3 protein-coding genes are annotated in these 5,068 nt (G+C 67.4%); 1 reads left to right on the plus strand and 2 read right to left on the minus strand.

Going from position 1 to position 5,068, the window contains the following annotated elements:
- The coding region (locus tag KAY22_RS24325) for a hypothetical protein (protein WP_296625719.1) at positions 1-1,311 on the plus strand (1,311 nt) is incomplete at its 5' end.
- 96 nt (positions 1,312-1,407) lie between these two features.
- Here KAY22_RS24325 and KAY22_RS24330 read toward each other — a convergent pair.
- Positions 1,408-4,263 carry a CHAT domain-containing protein gene (locus KAY22_RS24330; RefSeq protein ID WP_296625720.1) on the minus strand — a complete coding sequence of 952 codons (2,856 nt, stop codon included), beginning with the start codon at positions 4,261-4,263 and terminating at the stop codon, positions 1,408-1,410.
- A gap of 81 nt (positions 4,264-4,344) precedes the next feature.
- Positions 4,345-4,914, minus strand: coding sequence for an aminoacyl-tRNA hydrolase (pth, locus tag KAY22_RS24335; protein ID WP_296625721.1), 570 nt, complete (start codon positions 4,912-4,914; stop codon positions 4,345-4,347).
- Between the last annotated feature and the right edge of the window lie 154 nt (positions 4,915-5,068).

Genomic DNA, 5,068 nt, shown 5'->3' on the forward strand with positions numbered 1-5,068 from the left:
GATCTGGTCAACGCCTATATCGACTTCATCCGTGAGGGGGGGGCACCGGCCGAGTTCAGTGGCGCAAGTCAGGAGGTCATCAACGCCTATTTCACCTTCCTGCAGTCGAGCGGCCTGGTCGACCTGATCGGCCAGTCGAACCGGGCAATCTTCGATGCCTATGCGCAGTTCCTCGCCAATGGCGGGACCGGCGTGTTCGTGCCTCCGGCCACGGGCGGTAACGGCGGCGGAGGCGGGGGCAATGGCGGCGGTACGGGCGGCGGGACCGTCGTGCTTCCTGAATATGCCAGCGCGCTCCAAGCCTATATCGACTTCCTGCGCGGCGGCGGCAATCCGAACGGCTTTTCGGGCATCACCGCCGATCTGATCCGTCAATATATCAACCTGGCCATCGAAAATGGGCTGTTCGCAGGCATTCCCGAGCCCACCATCCAGTTGATCCGCAATGCCGTCGATCTGCTCGCCCAGACGGGCACGCTCGATGCCGTCGCTTCGATCCTCGCGGGATTGACGCTGACGCTTCCGACGATCCCGGCCACGCCCGGCGTCCCGACCGGACCGGGCACGCCGACGACCCCTATTAACGGGAACGAAATCACGGGCCAGATGGTCGCTTATGCGGGTGATGTCATCGGGATCGACTCCCGGGAGGAGAGCAGCACAACGCTGGGTCCCAACGGGCAACTCCTGAAATATGTCTGGACGGTCAATCCCTCGGGCGAGTCCCCGGAGATCGGGACCAATAATGCCCTGGAGACCGGAAGCGTTGCAGGTGTGATTGGCTGGACCCGCTGGGCCGGCGGCACGACGGCGGGCTCCTACTTCGACAACCCGCCGGTCACGCGCACCGATCGTCAGGGCCTGCATTTTGTCCATGGTACCCCCGCGACCAACATCCCGACGACCGGCACCGCCAGCTACGCGCTGGTCGGATCGACCCGTCCCACGATCAGCGATGGCTCGCTGGAGCCCGGCACGCTCACGGGCAGCGCGGCGGTCGCCTTCGGGTCGACGCCGAAGGTCGGCATCGACCTTCAGGTGGGCATCGGCGGGCATAGCTATGGTCTGGCGACGACGGGCGGCGTTACGGATCCAACCCGCAGCGAGATGAGCGTGGCGAGCGACATGACCTTCTTCGCCAACGGCATGGGCATCGCGCCCGGCGGGCCGGTTTGCACGGGAAGCAGTTGCGAAGCCAACATCAGGGGCTTCCTCGCAGGTCCCGGTGCCAGCCATCTCGGCCTGAGCTTCTCGGTTTACGCGCCGGGAACCAGCACGACCGTCACCGGCGCGGCCGCGTTCGGCAAATAAGCTCGCGGGGGCAGGCACTCCCACCACCTGCTCCCACGGGAAGCGGCGCCGGACCTGGTCGTCCGGCGCCGCTTTTCAATTCTCGGGAGCGGATCGCTACCGTGTTGCCACCAGGATGAAGGGAGCCCAGACCGATGGGTCGGCGCCGTCGGCCTGCGATCGATCGTCGATCAGGTCGAGCATCGCGCGGCGCAGCGCCTGGGCGCGGCTCCGTCCCCGGCCTGCCAGTTGCGCCGTCTCGACCGTGAGCCGGGCGGCGACATCGTCGCGAACCGCCCAGTGGCTGACCAGCAGCGAGCGACCGCCCGCATAGAGGAAGGCGCGCGCCAGGCCCGACAGTGCCGGTGCGGAGGTACTCGATCCGGCAGCGGTATTGCAGGCGGACAGCACAACCCAGTCGGCATCGATGTCGAGCGCGGCGATCTCCGACGCGGTGAGCAGGCCGTCGTCCGTGCTGTCGGGCCGGGCGGGTGGGGTGAGGACCAGCCCCGGTTCGGAAGTGCGATCGACCGCTCCGGCGACGAGGCCGTGGGTGGCGAAGGCGAGGACACGGACATTGCGCAGATCCTGCTGCTTGACGGCGCTTTCGGTCGCCGCCGCACCGACCAGCAGTGCGGGTTGGAGGCGCAGTGCTTCGCGCATGCGGTTCAACTCGCGCTCGGCTTGCGGCAGCGGGGCCAGCCCAGCGATCGCCTCCCGGTTGATCGCTCCACCGCGATAGAAGCTGCGGACCTCGCCGGGGGCGGCCTTACCCTCCAGCAGAGGGGCACCGATACCCACGAAGCGCTCGCCCGGCTTGGCAGAGAGTGTCTCGACACCTAAGCCGGAGACCGCAGGTATCTGCGTGAGCGCAGCGCGACGGATCAGCCATGGCGTCTTGCGCAGCGTGGTGGCTTCACCGTCCGGCCCTTCCGGCGGCTGGGTCACGAGCGCGGCGAAGGGCAGGCCGGCGAGCGGGCCCCCCGGCGCCACGATCCAGTTCTGGCTGCCGGCAAGCGCCTTTTCCAGCCGCTCGGCTATGATGGTACGATAGATGCGATAGGCCAGCGCCCGGTCGAAGGCCGGCCGGGGGGCGGCCTGGTCGGCAAGCGCACCACGTGTCGACAGGTCGACGTTCAGCGAAGAGCGCAGGGCGGATATGTCCGCCAGCACCGTCGATCCGCGCGAACGTGCCCAGTCTGCCCGGTCGCGGCGAACCACGAAGGTCACGATGTCCTTGCCGAGAGGCACCGGCATCAGCAGCGCTTCGTTCCCGCGGAGGCGAGCGGCAACCGACTGTTCGTCGAGCGACTGGAATCGGGTCAGCGCGGCATCGGCAGGACTCAGGCCGCGCAAAGTGGTCTCGGTCTCAGCCAGTGCTGCGTCGACTTTTGCCACGGCGGCTGTCGCCTCGCGATAGTCGGCACCGCCCTTGCCGAAGGCGCGCAGCGCAGCCTGTGTCGACCGGTCGCGTTCGGCGAGCAGATCCTGCCGCCTGCGGATCAGCGCCGCCGCTTCCGGAAGGCGGGCGGCAGTGCGGGCGGAAACCGCGTAGATGGCGCGCCCGGCCTCGTCCAGGGCCATCAGTTGGGCAACGCGAAAGCCGGTGTCCCGGTCGCCGACCAGCCAACTCGCGTCGAGAAGTCGGGCAAGCAGGTCGGGGACCGAGCTGGCACGGCGATCGGGGTCGGCATTGGCGAATAACTCGCGTTCGATATCGGACGCCAGAGCGGCAAGTTTCTCGCGAGCGTCGGGTTTTCCGATCCTCGCCGCGAGCAGCACCGCATAGCTCCGAATCTCGATCCGGTCGGGGTGCGTTTCGGGCAAGGTCCGCGCCTGCCATTGATCGACCAAATCGAACTGCTGGCGGGCGCCCTCGTCGTCGCCCATCTTGAGCAGCGTCTTGCCGAGCGAAGCGCGCAGGCGCATCACCCGCTGCTGATTGCCATTGCCCAACCCTGCGATCGCGCGACGCCGGATCTCGACCGATTCCGATTCCCTGCCGAGATCGACGAGTTGGTCGGCCAGATTGTCGCGGAACGCCGCCAGCACCTGGTCGGCGGGATCGCGCGTCTTTTCGCCTATGGCGACCGCGCGCCGGGCATAGGGTTCCCCCTCTGCCGCCCGGCCGAGAAACAGCAGGTTGCGGGCGAGGTTGTTGTAGGTGATCGCCAGCGGCGGATAGTCGGGCCCGAAGCGCTTCTCGCGCAGCGCGGCGATGCGCTTCAATATGTCGACCGATTCTTCGCGCCGGTTCTGCGCGGCGAGAACGGCGACCCAGTTGGTCAGAGCGACGATCGCGGTCGGATGGTCCTCCGGCAGGATGCGGCCCGCGAGCGTCATCGCCTCGCGGGCATAGGCCTCGCTCGCCTCCAGCTTGCGCGCCTGCAGCGTGATGGTCGACATATTGCCGATGAACCCAACCAGTTCGGCGTCCTCCGGCGCACCCGATTTGCGATAGAGCTCGACCGACTGGACACCGATCCGTTCCGCTTCGGCCAGATCGCCCGCCGCGAAGTGGACCGTTGCCAGGATATTCAGAGCGATCGCTTCCTGCGCGCTGCCTTGCGGTGAAATGGCGCGCCACGCGCCGATGGCGTCGGCCAGTTTCGCCTTCGCGTCGTCGAGACGATTGGCGTCGGCGAGGGCCGAACCCAGCAGGGTCATCGCGCGGGCGCGCTGTGCGGGCGTCGCGTCGCGGGCGTGGTCCACCTGCTCGAGGATCGGCAGGGCTTCGTCACTCCGGGATGCGGTCACCAGCGCCTCGCCGAGGCCCAGCAGAGCGCGGGGTCGTTCGCGAGCACCGGTCGGCGTCGTCGCGAGCACCTGCTGCCACGCAGTGACCGCGCCCGCCGGATCGGCTGCGGTATCGATGCTTTCTGCCTGTGCCAGAAGCGACGGGCTCGCCGCTGCTGCCGGACCGCAAGCCAGAAGGCCGGCCAGAACGGCCGTGCCCAAGATATTCTTCCCCACGCTACTTCCCCCCGTAACGCCACACCCACCAAGGTCATCTTAGCCTGGGCCTGCCGTTGCGTCACCCCTTCGGGCTGCGGGTCAGTCGGCGAGGCGGAGGGCGACTTCGTTCATGAAGCGAACGTCGTCGCCGGCGGCAAGCCAGGGGGCTTCGGCGGCGACGGCGCCAAGCATGTCCGATAGCGGATCGATCTCCGACTTGGCGAAATTGCCGAGGACATGGCCGGTTACGCGATCCTTGTGACCGGGATGGCCGATGCCCAGCCGCACCCTGCGGAATGCGTTACCGATATGCGCCTCGGTCGAGCGCAGGCCGTTATGGCCGGCGGTGCCGCCGCCGGTCTTCACCTTGACGCGGAAGGGGGCGAGATCGAGCTCGTCGTGGAACAGCGTGACGTCGCCGACCTCGCATTTGAAGAAGCGCATCGCCTCGCCCACGGCGCGGCCGCTCTCGTTCATGAAGGTCGCGGGTTTGAGCAGCAGGATGCGTTCGCTGCCGATCCGTCCGGTCGAACTCCAGCCCTGGAACTGCTTCTTCCACGGATCGAAGCGGTGGATCTCGGCGATCGTGTCGACCGCCATGAAGCCGATATTGTGCCGGTGCATCGCATATTGCGCGCCGGGATTTCCCAGTCCTACCCAGATCTGCATCGCGGCTTCCTACAGTCTGAAGAGCGAAGGGCAAAGAAAAAGGCCCTGCCGGACCTGGACCGGCAGAGCCTCTGTCTCGTTCGACGGAAGGCGATCAGCCCTCGGCGGACTCTTCGCCTTCGGCAGCGGCCTCACCCTCTTCGCTCTTCAGAGC

It is taken from the genome of Rhizorhabdus sp., from assembly GCF_018006725.1.
GTDB lineage: Bacteria > Pseudomonadota > Alphaproteobacteria > Sphingomonadales > Sphingomonadaceae > Rhizorhabdus.